Origin of the sequence: Mycobacterium sp. JS623, assembly GCF_000328565.1 — a bacterium.
Taxonomy (GTDB): Bacteria; Actinomycetota; Actinomycetes; order Mycobacteriales; family Mycobacteriaceae; genus Mycobacterium.
The window spans coordinates 1,401,269-1,427,748 of record NC_019966.1 but is presented as its reverse complement, the minus strand read 5'-3'; the positions used below and the strand labels follow the sequence as shown (position 1 = coordinate 1,427,748).

31 protein-coding genes are annotated in these 26,480 nt (G+C 65.7%); 12 read left to right on the top strand and 19 right to left on the bottom strand.

Translation table 11 applies throughout. The annotated features are described in order from the left end of the window. Positions 1-42: 42 nt before the first annotated feature. The 3 genes from MYCSM_RS06885 to MYCSM_RS06875 are packed head-to-tail and all read left to right on the top strand — an operon-like array spanning position 43 to position 2,224. The gene (locus MYCSM_RS06885) at positions 43-654 is read left to right on the top strand and encodes an acid phosphatase (RefSeq protein WP_015305423.1); all 612 of its coding nucleotides are present in this window, start codon (positions 43-45) and stop codon (positions 652-654) included. Then, on the top strand, positions 651-1,748 hold the full coding sequence (locus tag MYCSM_RS06880) for an isochorismate synthase (RefSeq protein WP_015305422.1): 1,098 nt from the start codon (positions 651-653) through the stop codon (positions 1,746-1,748). Before MYCSM_RS06885 ends, MYCSM_RS06880 begins: the two co-directional genes overlap by 4 nt. Then, positions 1,745-2,224, top strand: a complete 480-nt coding sequence (locus MYCSM_RS06875) for a GNAT family N-acetyltransferase (protein ID WP_015305421.1) — start codon at positions 1,745-1,747, stop codon at positions 2,222-2,224. Before MYCSM_RS06880 ends, MYCSM_RS06875 begins: the two co-directional genes overlap by 4 nt. Here the strand turns inward: MYCSM_RS06875 and MYCSM_RS06870 are convergent. Further along, positions 2,179-2,604 carry a hypothetical protein gene (locus tag MYCSM_RS06870; RefSeq protein WP_041311457.1) on the bottom strand — a complete coding sequence of 142 codons (426 nt, stop codon included), beginning with the start codon at positions 2,602-2,604 and terminating at the stop codon, positions 2,179-2,181. The two genes, MYCSM_RS06875 and MYCSM_RS06870, sit on opposite strands and share 46 nt — an antisense overlap. Before the next feature lie 39 nt (positions 2,605-2,643). Here MYCSM_RS06870 and MYCSM_RS06865 point away from each other — a divergent pair, with 39 nt between their 5' ends. Together MYCSM_RS06865 and whiB1 are read left to right on the top strand one after the other, a co-directional pair. After that, the gene (locus MYCSM_RS06865) at positions 2,644-3,591 is read left to right on the top strand and encodes a diacylglycerol/lipid kinase family protein (RefSeq protein ID WP_015305419.1); all 948 of its coding nucleotides are present in this window, start codon (positions 2,644-2,646) and stop codon (positions 3,589-3,591) included. Between the two features lie 258 nt (positions 3,592-3,849). Then, a complete protein-coding gene (gene whiB1, locus MYCSM_RS06860; protein ID WP_015305418.1) occupies positions 3,850-4,104 on the top strand; it encodes a transcriptional regulator WhiB1 in 255 nt (84 codons plus the stop codon). 143 nt (positions 4,105-4,247) lie between these two features. On the opposite strand, the gene MYCSM_RS06855 is transcribed toward whiB1, so the two are convergent. Both MYCSM_RS06855 and MYCSM_RS06850 read right to left on the bottom strand, forming a co-directional pair. After that, positions 4,248-5,744, bottom strand: coding sequence for a sensor histidine kinase (locus tag MYCSM_RS06855; protein WP_015305417.1), 1,497 nt, complete (start codon positions 5,742-5,744; stop codon positions 4,248-4,250). Positions 5,745-5,782: 38 nt separating this feature from the next. Then, entirely contained in the window at positions 5,783-5,998 is a 216-nt protein-coding gene (locus MYCSM_RS06850) for a biotin/lipoyl-binding carrier protein (RefSeq protein ID WP_006245864.1), read from the bottom strand. A gap of 148 nt (positions 5,999-6,146) precedes the next feature. Here MYCSM_RS06850 and MYCSM_RS39005 point away from each other — a divergent pair, with 148 nt between their 5' ends. After that, positions 6,147-6,242 (top strand): 50S ribosomal protein bL37, encoded by a 96-nt coding sequence (locus MYCSM_RS39005; protein WP_006245863.1) that lies wholly within the window; start codon positions 6,147-6,149, stop codon positions 6,240-6,242. Between the two features lie 26 nt (positions 6,243-6,268). On the opposite strand, the gene rsrA is transcribed toward MYCSM_RS39005, so the two are convergent. After that, a complete protein-coding gene (rsrA, locus tag MYCSM_RS06845) occupies positions 6,269-6,574 on the bottom strand; it encodes a mycothiol system anti-sigma-R factor (protein ID WP_015305415.1) in 306 nt (101 codons plus the stop codon). Further along, positions 6,571-7,236 (bottom strand): sigma-70 family RNA polymerase sigma factor, encoded by a 666-nt coding sequence (locus tag MYCSM_RS06840; RefSeq protein ID WP_232425787.1) that lies wholly within the window; start codon positions 7,234-7,236, stop codon positions 6,571-6,573. Before MYCSM_RS06840 ends, rsrA begins: the two co-directional genes overlap by 4 nt. Before the next feature lie 198 nt (positions 7,237-7,434). On the opposite strand from MYCSM_RS06840, the gene ybaK reads away from it, so the two are divergent. Together ybaK and MYCSM_RS06830 are read left to right on the top strand one after the other, a co-directional pair. Then, positions 7,435-7,923, top strand: a complete 489-nt coding sequence (gene ybaK / locus MYCSM_RS06835) for a Cys-tRNA(Pro) deacylase (RefSeq protein WP_015305413.1) — start codon at positions 7,435-7,437, stop codon at positions 7,921-7,923. A 101-nt stretch (positions 7,924-8,024) separates the two neighbouring features. Then, positions 8,025-8,873 carry an SDR family oxidoreductase gene (locus MYCSM_RS06830; RefSeq protein WP_015305412.1) on the top strand — a complete coding sequence of 283 codons (849 nt, stop codon included), beginning with the start codon at positions 8,025-8,027 and terminating at the stop codon, positions 8,871-8,873. A 30-nt stretch (positions 8,874-8,903) separates the two neighbouring features. Here MYCSM_RS06830 and MYCSM_RS06825 read toward each other — a convergent pair whose 3' ends face one another. The 8 genes from MYCSM_RS06825 to MYCSM_RS06790 form a co-directional block, all read right to left on the bottom strand. Beyond that, on the bottom strand, positions 8,904-10,067 hold the full coding sequence (locus MYCSM_RS06825) for an NDMA-dependent alcohol dehydrogenase (protein ID WP_015305411.1): 1,164 nt from the start codon (positions 10,065-10,067) through the stop codon (positions 8,904-8,906). After that, positions 10,064-11,611 (bottom strand): aldehyde dehydrogenase family protein, encoded by a 1,548-nt coding sequence (locus MYCSM_RS06820; RefSeq protein WP_015305410.1) that lies wholly within the window; start codon positions 11,609-11,611, stop codon positions 10,064-10,066. Before MYCSM_RS06820 ends, MYCSM_RS06825 begins: the two co-directional genes overlap by 4 nt. Positions 11,612-11,709: 98 nt before the next feature. After that, complete coding sequence (locus MYCSM_RS06815; RefSeq protein ID WP_015305409.1) at positions 11,710-11,994, bottom strand: hypothetical protein; 285 nt, start codon at positions 11,992-11,994, stop codon at positions 11,710-11,712. Beyond that, positions 11,954-12,820 (bottom strand): oxygenase MpaB family protein, encoded by an 867-nt coding sequence (locus MYCSM_RS06810; protein ID WP_041311449.1) that lies wholly within the window; start codon positions 12,818-12,820, stop codon positions 11,954-11,956. The genes MYCSM_RS06815 and MYCSM_RS06810 overlap by 41 nt, the downstream gene beginning before the upstream one ends. Continuing rightward, positions 12,817-13,002: a hypothetical protein gene (locus tag MYCSM_RS06805; protein ID WP_015305407.1), complete on the bottom strand. Its 186-nt coding sequence runs from the start codon at positions 13,000-13,002 to the stop codon at positions 12,817-12,819. Before MYCSM_RS06805 ends, MYCSM_RS06810 begins: the two co-directional genes overlap by 4 nt. An 89-nt stretch (positions 13,003-13,091) precedes the next feature. Further along, positions 13,092-13,916 carry an enoyl-CoA hydratase/isomerase family protein gene (locus MYCSM_RS06800; RefSeq protein WP_015305406.1) on the bottom strand — a complete coding sequence of 275 codons (825 nt, stop codon included), beginning with the start codon at positions 13,914-13,916 and terminating at the stop codon, positions 13,092-13,094. Then, positions 13,913-14,512, bottom strand: coding sequence for a TetR/AcrR family transcriptional regulator (locus MYCSM_RS06795; protein WP_015305405.1), 600 nt, complete (start codon positions 14,510-14,512; stop codon positions 13,913-13,915). Before MYCSM_RS06795 ends, MYCSM_RS06800 begins: the two co-directional genes overlap by 4 nt. A 39-nt stretch (positions 14,513-14,551) precedes the next feature. Next, entirely contained in the window at positions 14,552-15,343 is a 792-nt protein-coding gene (locus MYCSM_RS06790) for an SOS response-associated peptidase (RefSeq protein ID WP_198345006.1), read from the bottom strand. Positions 15,344-15,387: 44 nt separating this feature from the next. On the opposite strand from MYCSM_RS06790, the gene aroA reads away from it, so the two are divergent. Together aroA and rsgA are read left to right on the top strand one after the other, a co-directional pair. After that, on the top strand, positions 15,388-16,662 hold the full coding sequence (gene aroA, locus MYCSM_RS06785) for a 3-phosphoshikimate 1-carboxyvinyltransferase (protein WP_015305403.1): 1,275 nt from the start codon (positions 15,388-15,390) through the stop codon (positions 16,660-16,662). After that, positions 16,659-17,648 (top strand): ribosome small subunit-dependent GTPase A, encoded by a 990-nt coding sequence (rsgA, locus tag MYCSM_RS06780; RefSeq protein ID WP_015305402.1) that lies wholly within the window; start codon positions 16,659-16,661, stop codon positions 17,646-17,648. The genes aroA and rsgA overlap by 4 nt, the downstream gene beginning before the upstream one ends. A gap of 45 nt (positions 17,649-17,693) precedes the next feature. Here the strand turns inward: rsgA and MYCSM_RS06775 are convergent, their stop codons facing one another. Next, on the bottom strand, positions 17,694-17,933 hold the full coding sequence (locus tag MYCSM_RS06775; RefSeq protein ID WP_015305401.1) for a hypothetical protein: 240 nt from the start codon (positions 17,931-17,933) through the stop codon (positions 17,694-17,696). A 233-nt stretch (positions 17,934-18,166) separates the two neighbouring features. Between MYCSM_RS06775 and MYCSM_RS38690 the strand changes: the two genes are divergently transcribed. Further along, on the top strand, positions 18,167-18,292 hold the full coding sequence (locus tag MYCSM_RS38690; protein WP_257720730.1) for a hypothetical protein: 126 nt from the start codon (positions 18,167-18,169) through the stop codon (positions 18,290-18,292). Between the two features lie 139 nt (positions 18,293-18,431). On the opposite strand, the gene MYCSM_RS06770 is transcribed toward MYCSM_RS38690, so the two are convergent. From MYCSM_RS06770 to MYCSM_RS06755, 4 genes are all read right to left on the bottom strand, one after another. Continuing rightward, positions 18,432-19,661 (bottom strand): fatty acid desaturase family protein, encoded by a 1,230-nt coding sequence (locus tag MYCSM_RS06770; RefSeq protein WP_015305400.1) that lies wholly within the window; start codon positions 19,659-19,661, stop codon positions 18,432-18,434. A gap of 69 nt (positions 19,662-19,730) precedes the next feature. After that, positions 19,731-20,912, bottom strand: a complete 1,182-nt coding sequence (locus tag MYCSM_RS06765; protein ID WP_083906246.1) for a ferredoxin reductase — start codon at positions 20,910-20,912, stop codon at positions 19,731-19,733. A gap of 71 nt (positions 20,913-20,983) precedes the next feature. Continuing rightward, positions 20,984-21,481, bottom strand: a complete 498-nt coding sequence (locus MYCSM_RS06760) for a DUF6912 family protein (RefSeq protein ID WP_015305398.1) — start codon at positions 21,479-21,481, stop codon at positions 20,984-20,986. Between the two features lie 16 nt (positions 21,482-21,497). Next, the gene (locus MYCSM_RS06755) at positions 21,498-22,907 is read right to left on the bottom strand and encodes a WS/DGAT/MGAT family O-acyltransferase (protein ID WP_015305397.1); all 1,410 of its coding nucleotides are present in this window, start codon (positions 22,905-22,907) and stop codon (positions 21,498-21,500) included. A 187-nt stretch (positions 22,908-23,094) separates the two neighbouring features. Between MYCSM_RS06755 and MYCSM_RS06750 the strand changes: the two genes are divergently transcribed. Next, positions 23,095-23,571: an Rv3235 family protein gene (locus MYCSM_RS06750; protein ID WP_015305396.1), complete on the top strand. Its 477-nt coding sequence runs from the start codon at positions 23,095-23,097 to the stop codon at positions 23,569-23,571. A gap of 71 nt (positions 23,572-23,642) precedes the next feature. Here the strand turns inward: MYCSM_RS06750 and secA are convergent, their stop codons facing one another. After that, a complete protein-coding gene (gene secA, locus MYCSM_RS06745) occupies positions 23,643-26,453 on the bottom strand; it encodes a preprotein translocase subunit SecA (RefSeq protein ID WP_015305395.1) in 2,811 nt (936 codons plus the stop codon). Between the last annotated feature and the right edge of the window lie 27 nt (positions 26,454-26,480).

The window sequence follows — 26,480 nt, the reverse complement described above, 5'->3', positions numbered from 1 at the left end:
GGGTACCCACAATCAACGGTGTGTGCGGCACAATCGGTCCCCGTGGGCGTTTTGCAGCACCGACTGTTTCTGCTTCGCCATGGCGAGACAGCGTGGTCGAAATCAGGTCAGCACACCAGCCGGACCGAACTCGACCTGACCGAGACCGGTCGCGAGCAGGCAAAGCTGACCGCCGACGCGCTTTCGGTGCTCACCCTCGACAACCCGTTGGTGATCTCCAGCCCGCGGCAGCGGGCGCTCGTCACCGCCGAACTGGCCGGGCTGAAAGTCGACGAGGTGTCTGCCCTGCTGTCCGAATGGGATTACGGCGACTACGAAGGCTTGACCACCAAGCAGATCCAGCAGCAAGTGCCCGACTGGCTGGTCTGGACGCATGGCTGCCCTGGCGGGGAAAGCCTGCAGCAGGTCAGCGACCGGGCCGATGCGGCGATCGCGTACGCGTTGGAGCACATGGAGTCGCGCGATGTGCTGTTCATCGGGCATGGCCACTTCTCGCGCGCGGTGCTGACGCGGTGGGTCGAGCTTCAGATATCCGAAGGGATCAGGTTCGCGATGGTGGCCGCATCGATCGCGGTGTGCGGCTTCGAACACGGTGTGCGCCAGATCAGCGCGCTGGGACTGACGGGCCATCGCCACCCGTGCCTTCCGGCGTGACCCGCGAACCGGCTTTCGTGCTCGCAGGGCGTACCGGAGTTGTGGTCGCCGAGGGCGTGCACACCGCCTTCCCGCGGCTGGCCGACGCCCGGGCCGCGCTCGCATCGCATAGCACACCAATTGTCTTGGGCGCCTTGCCTTTTGACCTCACCAAACCTGCGGCACTGATCCGCCCGCAGGCGGTGCAGTTCACCGAGACGCTGCCCGACTGGCCACTTCGCGAGCTGCCGACGGTGCGGATCACGCAGTCAATGCCCGACCCCGAAGAGCACCGCGCACGCATCGGTGCAGCGCTGCGCCGGCTGCAGGATCCCGCCAGCGGCCTGCACAAGGTCGTATTGGCCAGGGCTCTGCGACTGGCCGCCGATGGACCACTGGATGCCCGCACCATCGTGCACCGACTGGTGGCCAGCGATTCGGCCGCCAACGCATATCTCGTCGACCTCACCGCGGCAGGCGGGGGGTACTCGGGTGCCGCACTGGTCGGCGCGAGCCCCGAGCTTCTTGTTGCGCGGCGTGGCGACCAAGTGACCTGCCGGCCGTTCGCCGGCTCGGCCCCGCGCCTTGCGGACCCGGACGCCGACGAGGCCAGCGGTGCCGCCCTCGCCGCGTCGGCTAAGGATCGCCACGAACACCAGCTCGTGGTCGACGCGATGCGTGACGCGCTCGCCCCCTTCTGCGTCGATCTTCAGATCGCGTCGACGCCGCAGCTGAGCAAGACCGCGGCGGTCTGGCACCTCTACACGCCGATCACCGGCACTTTGCGCGAAAAGTCCACCACCTCACTGGATTTGGCAATTGCATTGCACCCGACGCCCGCGGTTGGCGGAGTTCCAGCCACCGCGGCGGCCGAACTGATCAACGAGCTCGAGGGTGACCGCGGCTTCTACGCAGGCGCGGTCGGCTGGTGCGACCAGCGCGGCGACGGCCGGTGGCTGGTCTCGATCCGCTGCGCGCAGCTGTCGGCGGATCGCCGTACCGCCGACGCGCACTCGGGTGGCGGCATCGTCGTCGAATCCGATCCCGACGACGAAGTCGCGGAAACCACAACGAAATTCAATACCATCCTGTCGGCGCTGGGGGTGCAGCCGTGACCGAACTCATCCGAGTTGTCCAACCGGGCGACGAGACCGAACTGACCGCAATGATCCACGAACTGGCGGAGTTCGAGCGCGCCAGCGCGGACTGCACGGTCACCGAAAGTCAGTTGCGTGACGCACTTTTCGGCGAACACCCGGCGGTCTACGGGCACATCGCGGAGATCGACGGCCAGGCCGCGGCCGGCGCGCTGTGGTTCCGAAACTTCTCCACCTGGGACGGCGTCGCAGGCATCTATCTGGAAGACCTCTTCGTGCGCCCGCAGTTCCGCCGCCGAGGACTGGCCCGAAAGATGTTGGCCACGTTGGCCAAAGTATGCGTCGACGGCGGATACACGCGGCTGTCGTGGGCCGTGCTGGACTGGAACATCAACGCGATCGCGCTCTACGACGCCGTCGGCGGGCGGCCGCAGACCGAGTGGATCACCTACCGAGTATCAGGCCCGGAGTTGTCGGCACTCGCCGGATCCTGAGCGCCCAGCCATTGCAGCGTCGACGGGGTGAACAACAGCACCAGCGTCGCCAGCGCAACGACGCCGATCGGAATCGCGTAGGCCCAGCGTTGTGAGCCGTCGCCCATGTACCACGCCACCGGCAGCAGCAGCAGCTGGGCGAACACCGCAATGCCGCGGCCCCACCGGCGTCCCGTCCATAACGCCCATCCCGCGGCGAGCACCCCCGCGCCCATGATCACGAACCACGCGGCAGTGCCGTATCCGCTGAGCCACGGCTGGTCCTGAACACCGCCAATGTGACGCACCACCAGCACCACCGCTACCCCGACGAGCGCGACACCCTCCAGTGCGACGACCACGGCTGCCTGGCGAACGGTAGATGGGGAGGGAACGATCACGAAGTCGAGCCTAGAGCGTGGCAGATAGGCTCGGACCCCGTGCGCGCCGTGCTGATCGTCAACCCCAACGCGACGTCGACCACGCCTGCGGGCCGCGATCTGCTGGCTCACGCGCTGGAAAGCCGCGTGAAGCTCACCGTCGCCCACACCGACCACCGGGGTCACGCCATCGAGATCGGGCGCGACGCGGCGCGTGAGGGCGTCGACGTGCTGATCGTGCACGGCGGCGATGGCACGGTGAACGAGGTGGTGAACGGGATCCTCGGTGAGGTCGGCCCTGGCGGGGCCGCCCCCGCCGTCGGCGTCGTCCCCGGCGGTTCGGCCAACGTATTCGCCCGCGCACTCGGCATCAGCCCCGACCCGATCGAGGCGACAAACCAGCTTGTCGACCTGCTGTCGGCGTACAAGCGGCACAAGGCGTGGCGCCGCATCGGGTTGATGGACTGCGGTGAGCGGTGGTGCGTATTCACCGCCGGCATGGGCGTGGACGGCGACGTGGTGGCCGCCGTCGAGGCCCAGCGCGACAAGGGCCGCAAGGTGACCGCATCCCGCTACATCCGCGTCGCGGTCAGGGAGATGCTCTCCAGCGCCCGCAAAGAGCCGACGTTGACGCTTCACCTGCCGGACTCAGACCCCGTTCAGGGCGTCCACTTCGCGTTCGTTTCGAACTCGAGCCCGTGGACGTATGCCAACACGCGGCCCGTCTGGACGAATCCGACGACCACATTCGAGACCGGCCTCGGCCTGTTCGCGATCACCAGCATGAACGTCTGGGCCAACCTGGGGCTGGTGCGACAAATGGTGTCCAAGAGGCCGCGTTTGGAGGCCAAGCACCTGATCCGCGTCGACGATCTGTCGTGGGTGCGGGTGACGAGCAGCACGCCAGTGGCGTGTCAGATCGACGGCGACTATCTCGGTCCGAGGCGTTCGATGACGTTCACTGCGGTCTCCGACGCGTTGGCCGTGGTGGCTCCGCCGGCTAGATAACTCTCTGACCTGCGGCAATGACATGCCCCAGGCCGAATCAGGGCGCAGATTGGTTGAGTGTAGTACAAACGAGTAAGGGTTCTGCTAACGACCCTCGTTAGTGAGATTACCCACTTGTTAACTCGCGAGTATTGACATCTGTTCAGCCTGTGAAAGCATCGGAAGCAACAGTGCAGAAACATTTCAAGTGCACGCGTTAACAGCCGAAAAAAATAGCTCGTGCGCCCCGCTGCGCACACAGTAAGGAGATTGGGACCTATGGATTGGCGCCACAAGGCTGTCTGTCGCGACGAGGATCCGGAGCTGTTCTTCCCCGTAGGGAACAGTGGCCCGGCGCTCGCGCAGATCGCTGACGCGAAGCTTGTCTGTAACCGCTGCCCGGTGACCACTGAGTGCCTCACCTGGGCATTGGATTCGGGCCAGGACGCTGGCGTGTGGGGTGGAATGAGCGAGGACGAGCGCCGCGCGCTCAAGCGTCGCAACGCTCGCACCAAGGCGCGCAGCGGAGTCTGACCGCCACCAGCTAAACGAATTTGGCTACGGCCCCGGCAAATTCTGTCGGGGCCGTAACTGTGTGCAAATGCAATTTTCTGAGAAATACGTCACACATAGTGAATTTGCAATATTGGGTCACTGACTGTGACCGCACTGTGCGATTACTGCGCGAGTCGCGCCTTGCGACCGAGCGGCACTCGCAGCACCACGTCCGTGCCGCCGGTCGGCACGTCGTGCATGCCGAGCGAACCGTCCAACTCTGCCGAGACCAGCGTGCGCACGATCTGCAGGCCCAGTCGATCGGACTTCTCCAAGCTGAAGCCGTCGGGCAGCCCTCTGCCGTCGTCGTGCACGACCACGTCGAGCCAGCGCGCTGAGCGCTCGGCGCGGATGGTCACACAGCCGTGCTGCTTGGTGCCGTCGAATGCGTGCTCGATGGCATTTTGAACAAGCTCGGTGATCACCATGATCAACGCCGTGGCGCGATCTGCGTCGAGCACACCGAGGTCGCCGACGCGGTTGATGCGGATCGGCGCGTCCGTATTGTCCGGTGCTGCAACGTCATTCATGATCGGCAAGATACGGTCGATGACCTCGTCGAGGTTGACCTCTTCGTCGACCGACATCGACAGCGCGTCGTGGACAAGCGCGATGGACGACACCCGCCGCACGGATTCGATCAACGCTTCGCGGCCCTCGGCGTTGTTAGTGCGCCTGGCCTGAAGCCGCAGCAGCGCGGCGACCGTTTGTAGATTGTTCTTCACGCGATGGTGGATCTCCCGGATAGTGGCGTCCTTGGACAGCAGCGCGCGGTCGCGGCGCTTCACCTCGGTCACGTCGCGAATCAGCACCGCTGCGCCAACGGCGTTGCCGTGCACCACCAATGGCAGCGTGCGCAGCAGCACGGCCGCTCCGCCGGCGTCGACTTCCATCCGCATGCTCGACCCGCCGGCCAGCGAGTCGCGGACGTGGTTGGCCAGTTCCTGCGCCTCGAACGAATCCCCGATCAACGGCCGAGTGACCGCGACCAGATTGTGGCCCTCGAGTTCGGCGGCCAAACCCATCCGGTGATAGGCCGAGATCGCGTTGGGGCTGGCGAAGGTGACCACGCCTGCCCCGTCGAGCCGGATGAACCCGTCGCCGACGCGGGGGCTAGACCTTGACATCGCGAGATCGCCGACATTGGGGAAGGTGCCTTCGGACAGCATCAGCAACAGGTCGCCCGCGCAGTCAAGGTAGGCACTCTCCAGCGGGCTCGCCTTGCGCGACGCCAGCGCCGTCTGATGCGTCAGCACCGCCACCACGTCGTTCTTATAGCGAACCGGCACGGCTTCAACCTTGAGACCGCCCGAATCATCTTGTCCCGCACCGTTTTCCCGGCCAATCGCACCGGATGCAAATGCAGACGTGACCAACGGCATCTCGTCGGCGTTGTTGACGGTGCCGACCGCGTCGGCAAGCAACACCGTCGGCGCTGTGTTCGGACGAACCTGCGCAACGCACACCAACACACCGTCGTCGCGGCGCACCCACATCAGATAGTCGGCGAACGACAGGTCCGCCAACAGCTGCCACTCGCCCACCAGTGCGTGCAGATGGTCGACGGCATTGCCGGGAAGGACCGTGTGCTCGGCGAGCAGATCACCGAGGGTGGACATCGGGGCTTACTCCGGCGCCGGGCGTAGAACAGCGCGTGTCAGCTGATCACCGCGATGAGGTCGCCGGCCTGGATGACATCGCCAACGGACACACTCACCTTGCTGACGGTGCCCGCGACCTCGGCCAGCACCGGAATCTCCATCTTCATCGACTCCAGCAGCACTAGGGTGTCGCCCTCACCGATCTGGTCGCCCTCGTGAACCACGACCTCGAGCACACTGGCTACGATCTCGGCGCGAACATCCTCGGCCATCTTCACCCCTTTCGGCTGCTCCATGCCGCTCTATCGAACCACAACGCGCGCGTGGCCACCGACGAGCGCTCGCGCGAGGAGCCATTAATCTGCTGTCGCCGGGCCATGAGACAATGGACGCAAGTACAACAACACCGGAGGAATCATCATGGCCAAGCGTGGCCGCAAGAAGCGCGACCGCAAACACTCAAAGGCCAACCACGGAAAGCGGCCAAACGCCGGTTCGAAATCAGTCGGCCGCTAGCCGCGACGGATTATCGCCGGCGCGCGCTAGCCGCGCCGAATGATCGTGGTGCGGCTGATCTCGATCCGCAGCCGCTCGCGTAGCCCTTCGGGCGCCTTCTCACCGCTGCACTTCTTCGCAATCAGCGACTTCACCCGCTCCTCGACGCCGTAGTAGCGCAGGCAGCTCGGGCATTCTTCGAGGTGATGCTTGAGCTTGTCGCGGGTTTCGGCGGTGCATTCGCCGTCCAGCAGGGTCCACACCTCCGCGATCACCGCAGCACACTCAGGGTGCTCGGGATCTACCGGGCCGACCGGCGGGGTCCAGCGCTCTTCAGCGTCACGGCCGCTCATGACGACACCTCCTCGGGTGCGTCGAGCTGCGGTCCGCGGATGAAGCCGCGATCCCTTGCCACGTCGGCCAACAGCTCGCGCAGTTGGCGCCTACCCCGGTGCAGCCGGGACATCACTGTCCCAATCGGCGTATCCATGATCTCGGCGATCTCCTTGTACGGGAAGCCTTCGACGTCGGCGTAGTACACCGCCATCCGGAACTCCTCAGGCAGCGCTTGCAGGGCGTCTTTGATCTCGCTGTCCGGCAGCGCCTCCAGCGCCTCCACCTCAGCCGAGCGCAGGCCGGTCGAGGAGTGCTCAGCGTTGGCGGCCAGCTGCCAGTCGGTGATCTCCTCGGTCGGGTACTCGGCCGGCTGCCGCTGCTTCTTGCGGTAGCTGTTGATGTAGGTGTTGGTCAGGATCCGGTACAGCCACGCCTTCAGGTTGGTGCCCTCGCGGAACGAGCGGAAGCCGGCGTAGGCCTTCACCATGGTTTCCTGCAGCAAGTCCTCGGCGTCCGCGGGGTTGCGCGTCATGCGCAGCGCACCACCGTAGAGCTGGTCGAGAAGCGGGATCGCGTCGCGCTCGAAACGCGCCGTCAGTTCGGCGTCGGTCTCTTCCGGTTTGTCGGGCGCCGACGTCTCTGGCGCAGAATCAGGCGCCGACCCGTCGATGTCGGTCATTGCGGGGAACACCGTCCCTTCCGTTGCGGCGCCACCAAACAGGCCCGGCACGTCGACCGGACGATCCAGGCATATGGCAGGCACCAAAGACCCCTTCCTTCGATCCTAGAGGCTGCAACAGACATCACCCGTTTGCGGGCCGAACTGCATGCAATAACAGCGCGGACGGACGCGATTGTTCCCGCATACGCTGAGCCGGTGGCGCGAGCGGCAACTCCGGCGATCGCGGCTCTGTTAGCCGCCGAAGTCCCCCATCAGGTGCTTCAGTACCGCCACGACCCCGGCAACGAGTCGTTCGGCGAGGAGGCCGTCGATGAGCTTGCACGCGTCGAGGGTGTCGAGCCGTCGCAAGTGTTCAAGACGCTGGTCATCGCGCTGCCCAAGGGTCTGGCCGTCGCGGTGATCCCGGTGCCTTCGAAGCTGTCGTTGAAGGCCGCCGCGGCCGCGTTGGGTGTGCCGAAGGCGACGATGGCCGAGCGGGCCGCCGCCGAGCGGTCCACCGGCTACGTGATCGGTGGGATCTCGCCGTTCGGCCAGCGCAAGTCGTTGCCGACCGTCGTCGATGCTTCCGCGCTGCAGTGGGACCGGGTGCTGTGCAGCGCGGGTAAGCGTGGCTGGGACGTTGCGCTGCATCCGCAGGACCTGATCGGGCTGACGAACGCCGTTACCGCCGATATCCGCGCCTGAGTTTCCGCGAACGTGGGTTACCGGCACGCTTGAGGGCGCGGGTGCGTGCGTTAATCCCACACTCGCGCATTCGGTGGGCGAGCGCGCCCTAGGGTGAGCCCATGTCGCTTTCGCAAAAGACCATGTTCATCTCAGGCGCCAGCCGAGGCATCGGGTTGGCTATCGCCAAGCGCGCGGCCGCCGACGGCGCCAACATCGCGCTGATTGCCAAGACCGCGGAGCCACATCCGAAACTTCCGGGCACGGTGTACACCGCGGCCAAGGAACTCGAGGAGGCCGGCGGGCAGGCGTTGCCGATCGTCGGCGACATCCGCGACGAGGAATCTGTCGCCGCGGCGGTGGCGCAGACCGTCGAGCAGTTCGGCGGCATCGACATGTGCGTCAACAACGCCTCGGCGATCAATCTCGGCTCGATCAAAGAGGTGCCCCTCAAGCGGTTCGACCTGATGAACGGCATCCAGGTGCGTGGCACCTACACCGTGTCGCAGGCCTGCATTCCGCACATGATCGGCCGCGACAACCCCCACATCCTGACGCTGTCGCCGCCGGTTCGGCTGGAGCCCGAATGGCTCAAGCCCACCGCGTACATGATGGCCAAGTACGGAATGTCGTTGTGCGCGTTGGCGATGGCCGAGGAACTACGCGAAGACGGCATCGCCTCCAACACACTGTGGCCGCGCACGCTGGTGGCCACCGCCGCGGTGCAGAACCTACTCGGCGGCGACGAGGCGATGGGCCGGGCGCGTAAGCCCGACGTATACGCCGATGCGGCGTACGCGGTTCTCAACAAGCCCGCCCGCGAGTACACCGGCAACGCCCTGCTGTGTGAGGACGTGCTGCTCGACTCCGGCGTCACCGACCTTTCGGTGTACGACTGCGTGCCCGGCTCCGAACTCGGCGTCGACCTGTGGGTCGACTCCCCGAACCCACCGGGATACACCGGCCCATGACTGCTCGCGCCAGCGCTGCGTGGCGGCGCCTCAGTCGAATTCGATGATGCCGCGGATGTTGCGTCCTTCTAGCATGTCGGTGAAGCCTTCGTTGATTTGATCAAGGCGGTATCGCTTGGTGATCAGCTCGTCGAGCTTGAGATGACCGTTGCGGTACATCGATAGCAGCATCGGCGTGCTCGCGCGCGGGTTCATTCCGCCATAGATCAACCCCTTCAGCGTCTTGCATGAGTGCAGCAGGTCCGCGAGCAGCATCGGTACCATCGCCAGCTCCAACTTTGGCACGGCGGTCATCAAACACGTGCCGCCCTTGCGCGTCAGCATCAATGCCGGGGCGATCATTTCAGCGGCAAGCACACTTGGTGTCAGCACGACCCGATCTGCCATCACTCCTTGAGTGATCTCCTGCACCAGGGGGATGGCCTCCTCGATGGACGGGCTGGTATCCGTCGCACCGAAGAACTTCGCCGTATCTCGTTTGAAGTCAACAGGATCCACCGCAATCACAGAATTGGCTCCTGCCGTCCTGGCACCTTGGACAGCATTGATGCCCACCCCGCCGGTACCGACGATGACGACGTTGTCACCCGGTTGTGTGCCGACCCCGACGGTTCCAGAGCCCCAGCCCGTCGTGACCCCGCACGACACGAGAGAGGCTGCCTCGAGCGGAATCGACTTGTCCAACTTGATGACCGACTCCTCCGCGAGTAGCGCGTACTCGGCGAACGTGCCGAGTTGCATCGACATCAGGTCGTCATCGCCAACGCGGCGGCGCCTGGTGGTCCCGTCGGAAACCATCTCCTTGGCCATCATCATCGCGCCGTTGTCACAAAGGTAGGTCATCCCCGACACACAGAACCGGCATGTCCCACAAGCCGCAATGAACGAGAGAGCAACATGATCGCCGGGTTGCACCGACCGCACACCAGGACCCACCTCCGCGACCACTCCTGCACCTTCGTGGCCACCAAGCAGAGGAAAGGGCTCCGGGGGCGGTGCGCCGGCCGCCTCCATGATGGCCGCGAACTCCGGGGAGGGCACGATGTCGCCCGTCCTGAAGTGATCGTCGGAATGGCAGATTCCGGCGAACGCCATCTTCACCATCACCTCGCCCTCGCGCGGCCCGTCGAGCGTGATCTCCGTGACGTCCCAGTCATGCCCGACATCGCGCAGCACCGCGCCCTGACACTTCATCGCGCACCTCCCCGCGGCTTGAGGCCCAGGCGCCGCACGCCGCGGGCCGCGGTCGCACGCATCAGACCTAGGCCGAACCGGAACTTGCGGCGCGAATACGGGTACCACAGCGGCTCATTCGCCTGGGCCGGAATGCGGGGTGTCGTAATAGCTTGTGCGCGACAGTATTTCAAGATTCCCTCGGCGCCGCCGTTGCGGGCACCGATACCAGAATCCTTCCAGCCGGGCATCGGCACGGCGAACTGGAACCCGTTGGCCATCGCGTCGTTGATGTTGACGGCCCCCGCCTCGATCTTGCGAGCCACCCGTTCAGCCCGTGCCGGGTCGCTGGTCCACACCGTCGCCGAAAGGCCGTAGCGCGAATCGTTGGCCAGCCGGATCGCCTCCTCCTCGTCGGCCACCTTCACCACGGGCAAGGTCGGGCCGAACGTCTCCTCTCTCATGCACGACATCGACTGGTCGACGTCGGCGAGCACTGTCGGCTGAAAGAACGTGCCGACGCCAGTCGGCTTGCCGCCGGTGGTGACGCGTGCTCCCCCGGCCACCGCTTCGTCGACGTGGCGCGCGACGATGTCGCGTTGCGCCGCAGTGGCCATCGCTCCGACGTCGAACCGGTACTTGTCGTCGTCCTGACCCTGGCGCAGGCTGCTCACCTTGTCGGTGAGCTTGGCGACGAATTCGTCATAGATGGGGGCCTCGACGTAGACCCGTTCGATCGACACGCATACCTGGCCGGAGTTTGTCATCCCGCCCCACGCGATGCCGTTGGCCGCGCGCTCGAGATCGGCGTCGGCCAACACGACCGCAGGGTCCTTGCCACCCAGTTCGAGGCTGTACGGGATCAACCGCTCCGCGCACGCCACCGCCACCTTGCGGCCGGTGGCCGTCGAACCGGTGAAGTGGACGTAGTCGGAGTTGGCGATCACGGCGGCGCCGGTTTCGGCATAACCCGTGGTGAGCGCGAGCACCGGTGGCGCGCCGATTTCGGTCCATCCGCGGGCGAATTCGACCGCGCTCAGAGGCGTCACCTCCGACGGCTTGAGCAGCAGGGCGGCGCCTGCGGCCAGCGCGGCGATGCCGTCGAGCGCAGCGTTTGCAAACGGGAAGTTCCACGGGATGATCAGCCCGACGACCGGGTACGGCCGGTACGCGGTGGTCAGGCGCTTGGTCATCATCAGAAGGTTGTGCGGCCTTGGATGGCGATCGCCAAGGAAGGCCTCGGCATTGCGCGCCCAGTAGTCCAGCAGTCCCGCTGTCATGGGCGCTTCGATCGAAGCGTCCGCGCGCACCTTGCCGGTCTCCGATTGCACAACATCGGTGAGGTGTTCGGCGTTGTCGAGGACCCAGTCCTGGAACTTCAACAGCCATGTCTTGCGGCCCCGCGGGCCGAGAGCCTCCCACTCCGGCTGGAACAACCGAAGTTCACGCGCCTTGGCGGCGACGGTGTCGGCCGAATCGTTGGGTACTACGCCGACTACCGTGCCGTCGGCGGGATTGCGCACCTCAATCGTGCTCCGTCGGGTGTCTGGCTGGATCGCGGTCATACGGTGTCCCCCATTTCACGGCGCAGCGGATGTGCGCCGTGAGGTCAGAATCCCATCGGCCGCTCGCCCCGATGTGGGTATTCGCATACTCGTCTCGGTTAGGCGACGCAGACATCGACGCCGAACAGTTCGGCCGGCCAGAAGAATGCGGTCAGCCCGTAGGCCGCGATATCGGAGCCTGCCGGCAGCCGGGTCTGCAGCTGCGTCTCGATCAGCGCGACTTGCTCGGCGCCGAAGAAGGCGAACACCAAGCCGATCACGACATAGGGAATGGCCATCCACAACGCGAACTCGATCATCGCCTCGACGCTGACCCGTCGGCTCAACAATCGACGCAGCACGTCACACCAGCGCTCGTTGGTCACGAACCCGCCGGCGCACATCGGCCAATAGCACGTGACTGCCGCCCTGGCGGATGAAGACTGGCAAGAACCGGTTGACGAAGGCGACGAGTAAGAACAACCATTCGAACTGGCGTTGTTTGAAATCGCTCCACTGCACGCCCATGGCGTCGCGGAACACCGGCGCCAGGAAGCCGACCGTGAGGAACTTCAGCAGCGGTCGAAACGGCAGTGCGAGAACAGGATTGATCATTCGCAGATTCAGTAGATTCTGCAGATAGCCGCGGACGTTGTCGTCGATCGCGACGCGCCGGCATGCGTCGACCCAGTAGGCGTCGAACTCCGCGCGGGTCGGCGGCCACTGGTCCTCGGTGACCTGCAGCGTGGTGCCCAGCGTCCACGCCGATCGGTAGAACTGTTCGGCCTGTTCGGCGGTCATCTCGCCGCGCAACAGCTGATAGGTGTCCTCCAAACCGACGAAAAGGCATGCGGCGACCCACATCTGGAGTTCGCGGTCGAAGGCGTTGTAGCGCACAGGACTGTCGGGAGTGGACTTGACGTGGCGGTGGGCACTGTTGACCGCCTCCTGGAATGCGGCCCGGTCGTCGGGTCTGCCGAGGATTGCGACGGCGAGATACTGAAATGTCGTCCTTGCCCGCTTCCACGGGTGCTTGAGCAGGTTGCCGGAATCCACCTCGCTTTCGGCGACGCCGTAACCCACCTCCGGCCACGACAGTTGCATGACGACGTTGGCCGCGCCGGCGGCGAATGCCCAGAAGTCCATGGCTTCGGCCGCGCTGACCTCGGCGGCCGGATCCCAGCGCGCGGTCCGCCGCCGGATGCTGATGCGGCAATCGGCGAGGTTCATGCCAGGCATGCTGTCGACACCACCTGCGCGGGCCACCACACGATCGCTGCGATGCCGCCAGAGTTGACGAGCGCCCATAGCACTCCGATGGCCAGATACGGCACCGCGAGCATTGCCGCAGTGCCGATCCACTCGGCGACCGTCATCTCAAAGCTCAGGACTCGTCGCAGCGTGGTGAGCATGAGCGATTATGTTAATGATGATTCGGGCAGCCGGGTGTTGATTTGCGATTGTTTGACCGGGTAATTGGGCTCGATGTGAACGGCGGTGCCTACGTCAGCATGGAGCGCACGCTGTCGGCAAATGCGGCGGTGGTGAAGCAGGCGGGTTCGGCGAATTCCTCCAAAGTAATCGCGTCGTTCCAATCGGCATCGGCGGTGGCGCGCAGCAATGGCTTGCTCATCGCAACCGCGTGCGGCGGCAAATCGGCGATGCGCGAACACCATTCGTCGGCGGCGGCCAGCAGGCGGTCATGTTCGACGACCTCCTGCACGAGCCCGAGCCGAAGCGCGGTATCGGCGTCGATGTGGTCGCCGCGCAAGTAATAAGCCAGCGCACCCTGGTAACCCAGCCGGCGGGTGAGCGCCCAGCTGGTGCCGACCTCGGGGATCAAGCCGAGGCGGCCGAACGCGGGCACGATCACCGCGCGGTCACTGGCGACGATGAGGTCACAGGTCAGCGCCCACGCCAGGCCGACACCGGCGGCCGCGCCGTTGAGCGCTGCGATGAAGATGGTGTCCGACCGCGCGATCAGCCTGGCGATGCCGCCGAACTCGCGGCGGATCCACCGCCACACATCGGCGACGCCTTCCGGCTCGCCGAGCGATTCGATGGCCACCTCCATCATCTTCAGGTCACCGCCCGCGCTGAACCCGGGATCGGCGCCGGTGAGCACAATGCTGCGGACGTTGTGGTCGGCATCGAGGGCCTCGAGCGCCCGCCGCAGTTGGCGTACCAGCGGGGCGGACAGCACATTGAGCCGGTCGGATTCGTCGAGCGTGATGACCGCCCGGTCGCCGCGGTGCTCGACGTGCACGCGTTCGGGCGCATCGGGGTCGTCTCCGGACGCCACGATGGTGCGGTACATGGAATTCATTTCGTCTGCTCCTCAATATCGTTGGCGCGCAATACCATCCATGCGGCTGTCGCGAACGTCTCGACCACATCGCGTGGCATCTTGGTGTCACCCCCCGCCACCCAATGGCGGCTGTACTCCTGCGCAGGCCCCAGCCAGAGCGCAGCCGTGACGCCGACGCGCATCGGCCGCAGCGCCCCGTAGGTGTGGTGCGGACGCCACCAATCGCCGACGGCGGCGAAGAAGTCACGATTGGATTCCTGTAGCGCTGCACTGTCGAGCCGGTCGCCGAGCATCAGCCTGGCCTCGCCGCGGTGCCCGGACACCCAGCGCAGGTGATATGCCACGCCGCCGCGAATGCCGCCTTCGGCGGTGTCCTGCTCGCGCAGCATGGCGACGAATCCCGCTTGATACTCGGCCATCAATTGCGCGTAGACGGCGGCGGCGAGAGAGGTCTTGTCCGGGAAATGGTGATACAAGGCGCCGACGCTGACCCCGGCCTCGCGCCGAACCTCGTCGAGCGTGGGCACGAGTGCACCCTCGACCGCGAACCGGCGCCGCGCCACTTGCAGCAGCCGACGCCGGGCGTCTGATGTCCTGGCAGCCGGGCGTGGCACGAGAAATACTCTAACTCTACCGAGAAATCCTCGGTAGAGCTACAGCAGCGTCGCCTGCTCCGGCTCCTGCTCAGCCGGCTCGATCAGCTCGGGACCGTTGTTCCGAATGCTGTTGACCAGCCGCGACACTTCGCGGATCGCGATGCGATCGAGATCGCCGTGGCCGCGCAACAGGCCCTCATCGACGGGCGCGTCGGGATCCAGCCAGCGGTCCCAGTCGTCGCGGCTGATGGTCAACGGCATCCGGTCGTGGATCTCGGCCAGAGGTCCTGCGGCATCGGTGGTGATGATGGTGCAGCTCAGCAGCGGCGGCGATGCTGAAGACGGCGCGCCCGATTTATCGCGGGGCCGCCACGTCGACCACAGGCCCGCCATGAACAACATCTCGCCGTCGCTGCCGTACATGTAGTACGGCGTCTTCGGCGCCTTCTTCCCAGACGCCAGCTCGCCATTGGGCTTCCACTCGTACCAGCCGTCCATCGGAACCAGGCAGCGCTTGTTCTTCGCGGAGTTGCGGAACGCGGGTGAACTGGTGATTTTCTCCGAGCGCGCGTTGATCAGCAGAGGTCCCTTGGTGTCGGGACCGCCGTCCTCAGTGGTCTTGGCCCACGGCGGCACCAGACCCCACCGCATCAACCGCACCCGCCGCGTCGACTCGTCGTCCGGTTCGGTGTGCCGCTTGACGACCGTGCTGATCGTGGTCGTCGGCGCGACGTTGTAATTGGGCCCGGGCGTGTCCTTCTCCTTGGTCGCCGCTGTGCTTTCATCGATGGCCTTGATCTTTTCCGCCAACAGCGCCGGATCGGTGGTTACTGCGAATCGCCCACACATATATCCCATGGTGGCACGCGGAACCGACAGGGCAGGATGTAGCCGTGAGCAACTGGCAGGCACCGTCGACGTCGACCCCTGTGCATGCCACGCTGACAATCCCCGGCTCCAAGTCACTCACCAACCGCGCGCTCGTGCTCGCCGCGCTGGCGACGCCAAACGGGACGTCGACCGTGAGCGGCGCGTTACGCAGCCGCGACACCGATCTGATGATCGGCGCGTTGCAGACACTTGGCGTGGCCATCGATGGCGCGGCCGGCGAGCTGACGGTCAGCGGGGCGATCAGCCCGCAGCCGGAGGCCCGCGTGGACTGTGGACTGGCGGGCACGGTGCTGCGCTTCCTTCCGCCCATTGCGGCGTTGAGCACGCAGACGGTGCTGTTCGACGGTGACGAACAGGCCCGGACCCGCCCGATCGCGCCGCTGCTCGACGCGCTTCGCGGCCTCGGTGTCGATATCGACGGCGATGGCCTGCCGTTCTCGGTGCGTGGAGCCGGACGGGTGGCAGGCGGGACGGTCGAGATCGACGCATCCGCCTCGTCGCAGTTCGTTTCCGGTCTGCTGTTGTCCGGGGCGGCGTTCACCGACGGGCTGACCGTCGTGCACACCGGCGCATCGGTGCCCTCGGCGCCACATATCGCGATGACGGTGTCGATGCTGCGCGACGCAGGCGTGAACGTCGACGACGCCCAGGCCAACCGCTGGCACATCACGTCCGGCCCAATTGCCGCGCGGCACTGGACCATTGAGCCCGACCTCTCCAACGCGGTGCCGTTCCTGGCCGCAGCTGTGGTCAGCGGCGGGAGCGTCAGGGTGGCCGGCTGGCCGCAGACCAGCATCCAACCCGTCGACGACATCTTCGCGATCCTGGAGAAGCTGGGCGCCGTTGTGCATCAAGGCGATTCGTATCTGGAGGTGCAGGGCGCGCCGGCTTACAGCGGCTTCGACGTCGATCTGCACGACGTCGGCGAACTGACGCCCGCGGTCGCAGCGCTTGCGGCCTTAGCCTCGGATGGCGCGGTATCTCAGCTCAGCGGCATCGCGCATCTGCGCGGCCACGAGACCGATCGGCTCGCGGCATTGTCCGCCGAAATCAACCGGCTTGGCGGGCGATGCGAGGAAACGCCCGACGGCCTGCGCATCACCGCACAGCCGTTGCACAGCGGCGTGTGGCAGTCGTATGCCGACCATCGAATGGCGACCGCGGGTGCCATCGTGGGGTTGCGGGTGCCCGGTGTCGAGGTGGAAGACATTGGCACGACGGCCAAGACGCTGCCGGACTTCCCGCAGTTGTGGGCTGACATGCTGGGGGGCGGTTGAGTCCTCGCGAGTACGACGAGTCCGATGTCCGGGTGCGACCCGGCCGGGGCTCGCGGCCGCGAACCAAGACTCGTCCCGACCACGCCGATGCGCAGGAAGCCATGGTGGTCGCTGTTGACCGTGGCCGGTGGGGGTGCGCACTGGGCGGTGACCCTGACCGCCGCGTCACCGCGATGCGGGCCAGGGAACTTGGCCGCACTCCGATTGTCGTCGGCGACGACGTCGACATCGTCGGCGATCTGTCCGGACGACCCGACACGCTGGCGCGCATCGTTCGCCGCGGTGACCGGCGAACGGTGTTGCGGCGCACCGCCGATGACACCGATCCAACCGAACGCGTCGTCGTCGCCAACGCCGATCAACTGCTGATGGTGGTCGCGCTGGCCGACCCGCCACCGCGCACCGGCCTTGTCGAGCGGGCGCTCATTGCGGCGTATGCCGGTGGGCTCGACCCGATCCTGTGCCTGACGAAGACGGATCTGGCGCCGCCGGAACCGTTCGCCGCGCATTTCGCCGATCTCGATCTGACCATCACCACTGCGGGCCGCGATGATCCGCTTGACGCTGTCGCGCCGCTGCTGACAGACAAGGTGACGGTACTGCTGGGCCATTCGGGTGTGGGTAAGTCAACGCTGGTGAATCGTCTTGTGCCGGAAGCTGATCGGGCGACCGGCGAGGTGACCGACATCGGCCGGGGCAGGCACACCTCCACGCAGTCGGTGGCGCTGCCGTTGAGCGTTGGCGGCTGGGTCGTCGACACGCCAGGGATCCGGTCGTTCGGCCTTGCACACATCGAACCCGACGACGTGTTGCTGGCGTTCTCGGATCTGTCGGAGGCGATCAAAGACTGCCCACGCGGGTGCGGGCATATGGGGCCACCCGCCGATCCGGAATGCGCGCTGGACGCGCTGACCGGGCCTGCCGCGGGGCGCGTAGGCGCGGCGCGCCGATTGCTGGCAGTGCTTCGGGAGGCCGCCCAAAACTGAGGCCCTCCCGGGGGGATGGGAGGGCCTCAGCAGCTCGTAGGTATTTCAGGGGCGGTAGCCGGGCTCGAAGTGCTCGATGCGCCATGCGCCGTGATTGCCGTGCCAGCCCGGCATCGCATCGGGTGCGGGGTGAGCCTTGACGCTCGGGGTGTACACGTGGCCGGGGCCGCTCGGCTGCGTGGAGGTGGAGGCGTTCGCCATGCCGGCCATACCGAGGGCGGCGCCGCCGATGATGCCTGCCGAGACAACGGACAGTGCGAATGTGCGTGCGATGTTGATGGTCATTGTGAATTCTCCTGTGTGAGTGGGCTTTTCGGTATCTGCGCCGGTGTGGTCCGGCGATGAATCAAGAATGCCCGCCTCATCGCCCGCTGTATGTCCGGTGATCGGCCGTCTCGGCGGTGGAAACTCGTGTCCCCCGATTGGGGGAACTAGGCCCACGATGGTGAGCCAGGTACCCGCCATCACACCCAACGACGGCGCGAACATCCCGCAGGTGTCTCCCAAATCGGTGACTCATGTCCCCGACGAGTCCCTGCGACGAGCCACGCACAATCAAGGAGATGTTCGGCGAGCAAGTGTCGTCGACGTTCTACCGGCGCCAGCCGGACACCGTCGCGCTGCTATTAGAAGACGCAGGCTGACGCCGTACGCCGGCATGGCGCGTGAACCCAGCGCCGGCGGCATCGAATTTACGCCGCACGCCTACCTGATCGACCGTCGAACATGAGCTTATGCGCGAGATTTCGACGAAATCTCGCGCATAGCTTCACATTCGGCGACCTAGGCCGCTAACGCCCGCTTCTCGCGGCGGCGTGCGCGAACTGCGGCAATGGCCGACTTGAGGCCACGACGCTGACTCGGCTCCAGCTCCGTGAACATCCGCTCGCTGCGGGTCTCGGGAGCATCGTCGGATGTATAACGCAGGTACTTGTCCGGCATTGACAACTTGGCGATCGTTCGCCATGTCTTGCCGTACTGAACCAGGAACGAGCCCGTCGTATACGGCAGGTCGTACTTGTCGCACACCTCGCGCACCCGCAGCGAGATCTCGTAGAGCCGGTTGCTCGGCAGATCCGGATACAGGTGATGCTCGATCTGATGGCACAGGTTGCCGCTCATGAAACGCAGCGCCGGACCGTTCTGGAAGTTCGCGCTGCCAAGCATCTGGCGCAGGTACCACTCGCCCTTGGATTCACCTGCCATGTCGGTCTTGGTGAATTTCTCTGCGCCATCAGGGAAGTGGCCGCAGAAGATCACCGCGTTGGACCAGACGTTGCGAATGATGTTGGCCACCACATTGGCCTTCAGCGTCGACTTGTACGTTGCACCAGGCGACAGCGACGTCAGTGCAGGGTATGCGACGTAGTCCTTGAACACCTGACGGCCGGCCTTCGCCGAGAACTCGCGCAGCCTCAGCATGGTGGCGTCGCGGTCGTCGCGGCCCTTGAACATCCTGCCGAGCTCCAGATGCTGCAACCCGACGCCCCACTCGAACCCGAGCGCAAGCATGGTGTTGAAGACCAGGTTGCCGAGGTTGAACGGCTTCCACTTGTCGTCGCGAGTGACACGCAGCAGGCCGTAGCCCACATCGTCGTCCATGCCGAGGATGTTGGTGTACTTGTGGTGCATGAAGTTGTGGGTGAACCGCCAGTGCTTGGACGCCCCGCTCATGTCCCACTCCCACGTCGTGGAGTGAATCTCGGGATCGTTCATCCAATCCCACTGGCCGTGCATGACGTTGTGGCCGATCTCCATGTTCTCGATGATCTTGGCCACGCCCAGCGTCGCAGTGCCTGCCCACCAGGCGGATCGGCGCGAGCTTGCGGCCAGGATGAGCCGGCCAGCCACCTCGAGAGCGCGTTGGGCGGCGATGGTGCGGCGGATGTATCGCGAGTCGCGCTCGCCGCGGGAGTCCTCGATGTCCTGGCGGATTGCGTCGAGCTCGACTGCCAAGCTTTCGATGTCGGCCTCGGTCAGATGCGCGAATGCCGGTACGTCCGTGATTGCCATTGTTCTGCCTCCCTTCTCGTATCTACGCTACCGTAACCTACGGGTCCGTAGGTTACCAGTCAGTAAAGCTTAAACGTCCAGTACACAATCGCCAGATGCAGCGGAAATGCATGTCTGGATCCGACTCCCCGGCTCATGCTCAACGCCCGTCCGCAGATCGCGGACGTGCCCGTCGACAAGGCTCACGACACATGACTGGCAGATGCCCATTCGACAGCCGAACGGCATCTGTACGCCGACCTTCTCACCGGCATCCATCAGAGGCGTCGCCGCGTCTACGGTGACCGTCTTGCCGCTGCGCGCGAACTCGACCGTGCCGCCCTGCCCATGTCCCGCGGCCTTCGACACCGCGAAGCGCTCCAGATGCAGACGCTCCGCTATGCCGGCGGCCTGCCACACCCGCTCCGCGGCGTTGAGCAGGCCTTCGGGGCCGCAGGCCCAGGTCTGCCGCTGACGCCAGTCGGGCACCTCCTCGCCCAGCCGAGACAGATCGAGGCGGCCGTCGACGCGCGTCGAGCGCATCCGCATCTGGTAGCCGTCATGACTGCGCGCGAGCTCGGCCAGCTCAGAAGCGAACATCACGTCGGATTCCGTTGGGGCCGAATGCAAATGGACGACGTCGGTGATCTGGTCGCGACGAGACAGCGTGCGCAGCATCGACATCACCGGTGTGATGCCGGAGCCGGCGGTGATGAACAGTACGGAGGCCGGAGCCGGATCGGGCATGACGAATTCGCCTCGCGGCGCCGCCAGTCGCACGACGGTCCCCGGCGCCAGCCCGCCGACCAGATGGGTCGACAGAAATCCCTCGGGCATGGCCTTGACCGTGATGGTGATGATGCGCGCGCTGGTCACCGGGGTCGACGTCAACGAATACGATCTCCACCGCCAGCGACCGTCGACCAATACGCCGATCCCGATGTACTGGCCGGGCTGATAGTCGAAGGAGAAACCCCACCCCGGCTTGATGACCAGGGTCGCGGAGTCCTCGGTTTCGCGGCGGACTTCGATTACCCGGCCACGCAGTTCACGCGCCGACCACAACGGGTTCGCGAGTTTCAAGTAGTCGTCAGGCAGCAGCGGCGTGGTGATCCGCTCGGCGAGGGCGCGCGCCGCGTCCCAGCCGCGATGCTTGCCGGCGCCTGCGACGGTGGGCCGCACGGTGTCTGTGAGGACAGCGGCGGGCCTGCTGCTGCTGTATTTTTTGCCCAACGAAAGCTCCTGCCCCAGTTTCAGGATTGCGCTCCCCATCCGGGAAGCACCGGCCCGGGAGACGTAACCTACGGTACCGTAGGTTCGCCGCTTGAGCCAATGGAGCGCCATCACAGCAGCTCGAGAAGGAACGGCAGCTCTTGGGCCGCGTACCAGGCGAGATCGTGGTCTTGCGCGTCGCCCACGACGAACTCGGCGTCCTCATCCCCCAGGTCCGCGGCGTCGACCGCCTCGATCGCAGGCACCACCGCAGCCTCGGCGTCGGCGTTATCGACGTATGCGGCGATCACGTCGTCAAACGCGATCGGCCCCGAGAGCCGCACCACCGAGTCGTCGAGATCCGGACGCGTCGTCACGCCCTCGACGTCGGCGACCACCACTGCTCTGCGCGGCGGCAGATCCGACGTGCCCTCGCCAGCCAGCAGTCGCAGTGAGGCAAGCGCCGCGTCTCGTAGCGCAACGTCGGACAACTCGTCGTCATCCCCTTCGGCGTAAGCCTCACGCAGCGCCGGAGTCAGCGCGAACGCCGTCCCGCTGCGGGCGTGCAGCAGCCGATCGGCGACCAATTGCTGCAGCATCGCCAACGTGGCAGGGACATAGACACGCACGAGGGGAGGTTAACCGCTACTGCGCGGCTTCCAGCAATTCGTCGAGCGATTCCCGCAGCAAAGAGGGAAAGACGTCGACGTCGCTCATCGCGTCGCGGTCGGCGTTGATGCCGAAGTAAAGCGTCCCGTTGTAGGACGTGACTCCGATCGCGAGCACCTGATTGCTCAACAGCGGCGGCACCGCATAGGTCTCCAGCAGCTTGGTGCCCGCGATGTACATCTGCTTCTGGGCGCCCGGCACATTGGTGATCAGCAGGTTGAACTGTCGCGCGGAGAAACTGGTCGCGACGCGAGTTCCCATGGCGTGCAACGTCGGTGGCGCAAAGCCCGACAATGTGACGATGGTCCTGGCGTCGACAAGGCTGGCCGCGGTCGGGTGCGATTCGGTGGCGTGTGAGACCTGCGACAGCCGCACCACAGCGTTGCCCTCCCCCACCGGCAGGTCGACGAGAAACGGCGCCACCTCGCTGATCGCCTGACCGGGGCCGGCGGTGTCGAGATCGGCGTCGGGATAGACCGACATCGGCGCCATCGCGCGCACGGTCGTCGTCGACGTGACTGGCTCACCGCGCGACATCAGCCAGTTCCGTAACGCGCCGGCGACCACCGCGAGCACGATGTCGTTGACATCGCATTCATAGCGCGACCGCACCGTGCGGTAGTCCTCCAACCGATGACTGGCAACCGCGAAGCGTCGGTTGCGCGACACGGTGGTGTTCAACGGACTGTTCGGGGCGGTGCCGCGTGCGAAGGTGCGCGCGACGTCGACGACGCGCCTGCCGACCTCGGCCAGCTGACCGGCGTTGGTCGCCACCTCCGTCACCGCCGACCGCACGGCGCCCAGCTGCTCGGCCGGCCGGGTGATCCACTCGCCGATAGCGCCGAGGACAAGTTGACGGCCGTTGGGCTCACGGCCAGGGATCCAGATGTCCTCGCCGAACTCCGGCGGCTTCTGGGTGGGGTCCGCGATGACGTGGCCCAGGGCCAGCGCCGTCATGCCGTTCACCAACGCCTGGTGTGACTTGGTGTAGATCGCAATGCGGTTGCGGGTCAGGCCCTCGATCAAATACATCTCCCACAGCGGCCGGGACTTGTCCAAGGGCCGCGACCCAAGCCGCGCGATGAGTTCGTGAAGCTGCGCATCGCTGCCCGGGGACGGCAGCGCCGAACGCCGTATGTGATAGGTGATGTCGAAGTCGCCGTCGTCGATCCACACGGGCCGGGCCAGACCCAGCGTCACCTCGCGCACCTTCTGCCGGTAACGCGGAATCTGCGGCAGCCGCTGTTCGACGGTGGCCAGCAGGGTGTCGTAGCTCAGCCCGTTACGCGGTTTGCGCAGGATCGACAGCGTACCGACATACATCGGGGTTGCGGTGTCTTCCAGGTGATAGAACGACGCGTCTGACGCCGACAACCTGGTCACCATCCGGTGCAGCCCCCCTCGCGATTCCGTCGATGTCAATTGCCCCCCGTGCAGGCTATCGGCCAGTTCTGGGTGCGCGCATCACGGGTGCATTCGGCGACATCAGGTGTCGGGACTTCGTGGGATCATGGACGTGTCTGCAACTCTCCAGCAGATGCCTTCTTGTCGCACCGAACGCTGGAGAGCACCGATGACCGCATCCCGGATTCCGTCCCTGTCGTTGACGATGCCGATCATCGACTGCGAACCGCCGGCCGTCGGAATCACGGCGTGCCCGCCGCCCTCACCCGCGGCGCTACACCGCCGCACCAGCAGAGCCCATCGGCCGGTGACGCGTCCGGTGCCGCACGACCCGTTGCCACCCCGGGCTGCGGTGGTGTTCGCCGACGCGGCGCTGCGCCGCGTGCTGGAGGTGGTCGACCGGCGCAGGCCGATCGCACAGCTGCGCCCGCTGGTGGCGCCGGCACTGATCGACACGCTCACCGCGTTGACGCGAGTGCCGCAGACCGCCGCGGCGACATTACAGCGGTCACGTGTGCGCATGGTCGACACCGACGCCGGTGAGCTGTTCGCGACCTACACTCGCGCCCAACGGGTCCGGGCCATCGCAGGGCGGATCGAATGCCGCGACGGCCGCTGGCGAATTGTTGCCTTGCAGCTGGGATGAGGCCGCTAGCGTTTTGCCGGGGGGCGGTAGGAGCGCGGGGGCACCTTCCGCCCGACGATCCTCGAACTGAGCTAGCGCCTGCGCATGCCCTTGGCGGACTTGGCTTGCTGACGTGCGGCCTCGCGCCGCTCACGTCGACTGGTGCCGCCCGTCGGGGCGGCGGGCTTGCCGCCACCGTCGCGTTGCACCTGCGCCGACCCGTCTTCCGACGGCCCCGAGTAGGTCAGCGGCGGCGCGGCGTCTTCAATTCCCTTGGCGCGCAAGCCCGCTGGCCGCTCCTTGGTGGCCACAGCACTGTCCTGCGCCTTGGCGGCGGCCTCGGCGGCGAACTGTGCCAACCCCGACGGCGCGGCGACCGGCGCGACCGTCGGTGCGGGCGCGGCTTCCACCTGGACGTTGAACAGGAAGCCCACCGACTCTTCCTTGAGCCCCTCGAGCATGCCGACGAACATGTCGTAGCCCTCACGCTGATACTCGACCAGCGGATCGCGCTGCGCCATCGCCCGCAGGCCGATGCCCTCCTTGAGATAGTCCATCTCGTAGAGGTGTTCACGCCACTTGCGGTCAAGGACATTGAGCAGCACGTTGCGCTCGAGCTGACGCATGGCGCCCTCGCCGGCAATTTCCTCGAGCTGCTTCTCACGCTCGGCGTACGCGCGCTCGCCGTCCGCGATCAGCGCGTCGAGCAATTCCTCACGGGTCAGCTCGCCGGGCTCGCCCACCGCGTCGGAGTCGATCAGGTCGTGGTGGTCGATGCCAACCGGGTAGAGCTGCTTGAGCGCAGTCCATAACTGCTCGAGATCCCAGTCTTCGGCGTAGCCCTCGGCCGTCGCGCCGTTGACGTAGGCGGTGATGACGTCGGTCAGCATCTTGTGGGCCTGCTCGGCGAGGTTCTCCCCCTCGAGGATCAGGCGACGTTCCTCGTAGATGACCTTGCGCTGCTGGTTCATCACCTCGTCGTACTTGAGGACGTTCTTGCGGACCTCGAAGTTTTGCTGCTCGACCTGGGTCTGAGCACTCTTGATCGCTCGGGTGACCATCTTGGCTTCGATGGGCACGTCATCGGGCAGATTCAACCGGTTGAGCAGCGACTCCAACGTCTCGCCGTTGAACCGTCGCATCAACTCGTCGCCGAGCGACAGGTAGAACCGCGACTCGCCGGGATCGCCCTGGCGGCCCGAGCGACCGCGCAGCTGGTTGTCGATGCGACGCGACTCGTGGCGCTCGGTGCCCAGCACATAGAGGCCACCCGTCGCGATGACGTCCTTGGCCTCCTCGGCCGCCTCTGCCTTGGCTTGCGGCAGCACCTGATGCCAGGCCGCCTCGTACTCTTCGGGCGTCTCGACCGGGTCGAGGCCCTGGGCGCGCAGCTTCTTGTCGGCGAGGAAGTCGACGTTGACGCCGAGCACGATGTCTGTGCCGCGGCCGGCCATGTTGGTGGCCACCGTGATAGCACCCAGCCGGCCGGCCTCGGCGATGATGCCCGCCTCCTGCTCGTGGTACTTCGCGTTGAGCACGTTGTGCGGGATCCGCCGCTTCTGGAACTGGCGCGACAAATACTCGGAACGCTCGACGCTGGTGGTGCCGATCAGGACTGGCTGGCCCTTCTCATACCGCTCGGAGACGTCGTCGACGACCGCGATGTACTTGGCCTCTTCGGTCTTGTAGATCAGGTCGGACTGGTCCTGGCGGATCATTGCCTTGTTGGTGGGAATGCTCACCACACCGAGCTTGTAGATCTCGTGCAACTCGGCGGCTTCGGTCTGAGCGGTGCCGGTCATGCCGGAAAGCTTCTCGTAGAGGCGGAAGTAGTTCTGCAGCGTGATCGTGGCCAGCGTCTGGTTCTCGGCCTTGATCTCGACGTGCTCCTTGGCCTCGATCGCCTGGTGCATGCCTTCGTTGTAGCGGCGGCCGATCAGCACGCGGCCGGTGAACTCGTCGACGATCAGCACCTCGCCGTCGCGGACGATGTAGTCCTTGTCGCGCTGGAAGAGCTCCTTGGCCTTGATGGCGTTGTTGAGGTAGCTGACCAGCGGCGAGTTGGCCGCCTCATAGAGGTTCTCGATGCCCAGCTGATCCTCGACCAGCTCGACACCCAGCTCATGGACGCCGATGGTGCGCTTGCGCAGGTCCACCTCGTAGTGGACGTCCTTTTCCATCAAAGGGGCCAGCCGAGCGAACTCGGTGTACCAGTTCGACGAACCGTCGGCGGGCCCGGAGATGATCAGCGGTGTGCGGGCCTCGTCGATCAGGATCGAGTCGACCTCGTCGACGATCGCGAAGTTGTGCCCGCGCTGCACCAGGTCGGCCAGTGAGTGCGCCATGTTGTCGCGCAGATAGTCGAAGCCGAACTCGTTGTTGGTGCCGTAGGTGATGTCGGCGGCATACGACGCCCTGCGTTCTTCGGGAGTGAGCCCCGACAGGATCACGCCGACATTGAGCCCGAGGAAACGGTGCACGCGGCCCATCCACTCCGCGTCACGTTTGGCCAGATAGTCGTTGACCGTGACGACGTGCACGCCCTTGCCGCTCAATGCGTTGAGATACGACGGCAGCACCGCGGTCAGGGTCTTGCCCTCACCGGTCTTCATCTCGGCGACGTTGCCGAAGTGCAGGGCCGCGCCGCCCATCACCTGGACGTCGAAATGCCGTTGGTCAAGGACGCGCCACGCCGCCTCACGGGCGACGGCGAACGCCTCGGGCAGCAATTCGTCGAGGTCGATGCCGTCGGCTACGCGCTTCTTGAATTCGTCGGTCTTGGCCCGCAGCTCGGCGTCGGAGAGCTTCTCCACATCGTCGGACAGGGTGTTGACATAGTCAGCCACCCCCTTGAGGCGCTTGACCATGCGGCCTTCACCGAGACGGAGCAACTTGTCCAGCACGCGATTTCCTCAATTTTCTCGATAGGT

What these genes read in the sequence shown, in the direction of transcription:
- whiB1 (WP_015305418.1), top strand. Translation starts at nt 3,850, where the DNA reads ATGGATTGGCGCCACAAGGCTGTCTGTCGCGACGAGGATCCGGAGCTG.
- MYCSM_RS06855 (WP_015305417.1), bottom strand. Translation starts at nt 5,744, where the DNA reads ATGTCCACCCTCGGTGATCTGCTCGCCGAGCACACGGTCCTTCCCGGC.
- MYCSM_RS06850 (WP_006245864.1), bottom strand. Translation starts at nt 5,998, where the DNA reads ATGGCCGAGGATGTTCGCGCCGAGATCGTAGCCAGTGTGCTCGAGGTC.
- MYCSM_RS39005 (WP_006245863.1), top strand. Translation starts at nt 6,147, where the DNA reads ATGGCCAAGCGTGGCCGCAAGAAGCGCGACCGCAAACACTCAAAGGCC.
- rsrA (WP_015305415.1), bottom strand. Translation starts at nt 6,574, where the DNA reads ATGAGCGGCCGTGACGCTGAAGAGCGCTGGACCCCGCCGGTCGGCCCG.
- MYCSM_RS06840 (WP_232425787.1), bottom strand. Translation starts at nt 7,236, where the DNA reads ATGACCGACATCGACGGGTCGGCGCCTGATTCTGCGCCAGAGACGTCG.
- MYCSM_RS06830 (WP_015305412.1), top strand. Translation starts at nt 8,025, where the DNA reads ATGTCGCTTTCGCAAAAGACCATGTTCATCTCAGGCGCCAGCCGAGGC.
- MYCSM_RS06825 (WP_015305411.1), bottom strand. Translation starts at nt 10,067, where the DNA reads ATGAAGTGTCAGGGCGCGGTGCTGCGCGATGTCGGGCATGACTGGGAC.
- MYCSM_RS06820 (WP_015305410.1), bottom strand. Translation starts at nt 11,611, where the DNA reads ATGACCGCGATCCAGCCAGACACCCGACGGAGCACGATTGAGGTGCGC.
- MYCSM_RS06815 (WP_015305409.1), bottom strand. Translation starts at nt 11,994, where the DNA reads ATGTGCGCCGGCGGGTTCGTGACCAACGAGCGCTGGTGTGACGTGCTG.
- MYCSM_RS06810 (WP_041311449.1), bottom strand. Translation starts at nt 12,820, where the DNA reads ATGAACCTCGCCGATTGCCGCATCAGCATCCGGCGGCGGACCGCGCGC.
- MYCSM_RS06805 (WP_015305407.1), bottom strand. Translation starts at nt 13,002, where the DNA reads ATGCTCACCACGCTGCGACGAGTCCTGAGCTTTGAGATGACGGTCGCC.
- MYCSM_RS06800 (WP_015305406.1), bottom strand. Translation starts at nt 13,916, where the DNA reads ATGAATTCCATGTACCGCACCATCGTGGCGTCCGGAGACGACCCCGAT.
- MYCSM_RS06790 (WP_198345006.1), bottom strand. Translation starts at nt 15,343, where the DNA reads ATGTGTGGGCGATTCGCAGTAACCACCGATCCGGCGCTGTTGGCGGAA.
- MYCSM_RS06775 (WP_015305401.1), bottom strand. Translation starts at nt 17,933, where the DNA reads ATGACCATCAACATCGCACGCACATTCGCACTGTCCGTTGTCTCGGCA.
- MYCSM_RS38690 (WP_257720730.1), top strand. Translation starts at nt 18,167, where the DNA reads ATGTCCCCGACGAGTCCCTGCGACGAGCCACGCACAATCAAGGAGATG.
- MYCSM_RS06770 (WP_015305400.1), bottom strand. Translation starts at nt 19,661, where the DNA reads ATGGCAATCACGGACGTACCGGCATTCGCGCATCTGACCGAGGCCGAC.
- MYCSM_RS06765 (WP_083906246.1), bottom strand. Translation starts at nt 20,912, where the DNA reads ATGGGGAGCGCAATCCTGAAACTGGGGCAGGAGCTTTCGTTGGGCAAA.
- MYCSM_RS06755 (WP_015305397.1), bottom strand. Translation starts at nt 22,907, where the DNA reads ATGGTGACCAGGTTGTCGGCGTCAGACGCGTCGTTCTATCACCTGGAA.
- MYCSM_RS06750 (WP_015305396.1), top strand. Translation starts at nt 23,095, where the DNA reads ATGACCGCATCCCGGATTCCGTCCCTGTCGTTGACGATGCCGATCATC.